The organism is Rheinheimera muenzenbergensis, from assembly GCF_036984005.1.
GTDB classification, from domain to species: domain Bacteria; phylum Pseudomonadota; class Gammaproteobacteria; order Enterobacterales; family Alteromonadaceae; genus Alishewanella; species Alishewanella muenzenbergensis.
Genome location: NZ_JALAAR010000051.1, coordinates 1 through 624, shown reverse-complemented (window position 1 = coordinate 624; position 624 = coordinate 1). Strand labels below are relative to the sequence as shown.

The 624-nt window shown below is 45.2% G+C and carries 1 protein-coding gene; it reads right to left on the bottom strand.

Translation table 11 applies throughout. The features are described from left to right. Positions 1 to 190: 190 nt before the first annotated feature. Complete coding sequence (locus MN202_RS20510; RefSeq protein WP_335737993.1) at positions 191 to 523, bottom strand: YnfA family protein; 333 nt, start codon at positions 521 to 523, stop codon at positions 191 to 193. Between the last annotated feature and the right edge of the window lie 101 nt (positions 524 to 624).

The following is a 624-nucleotide window of genomic DNA, read 5'->3' as shown; positions in this document are numbered from 1 at the left end:
ATGTATTTGGGCATTGGGCGCTGTCCATTTTTTAATCAGACAACACTATTTGATCACAAACTCGATCGGCTGAAAAGCGGTTTTTCTACAGCCTCAACGCCTGCCACAACGGCTTGGGTAAGATGGCGGCGTTTTTGCGTCTTTTTGCAAAAATGGTGACAGCTTACCCAAGTCCGCTTGCTGGCACTTGTTATGTGCTTCGTGGGGCAAACATTATAATTGCCATACCCAAAAGCGCCACACCTGAACCAACTATATCCCAAGTTGTTGGCCTAATGCCATCTACTGCCCATAACCACAGAATTGCCATAAAAATATAGACACCTCCATATGCGGCATAAACCCTACCTGCCGCCGTGGGATGTAGTGAAAGTAACCAAGCAAATGCTGCAAGACTTAGAGCAGCAGGAACTAATAACCAAATTGATTTACCTTCGCGTAACCACATATACGGTAAGTAACAGCCAACAATTTCTGCAAGCGCCGTAAGTAAAAAAAGACCGATTGTTTTTAATTCCAGCAAAAGCTGATTCCTCTTAGTGATTGCACATAGACATAATGACTCCCCACGAGGTGCTGACCTCCTGCTTCGTGGGTTAGCTTTGCAGCCAGAGCCATACTGTA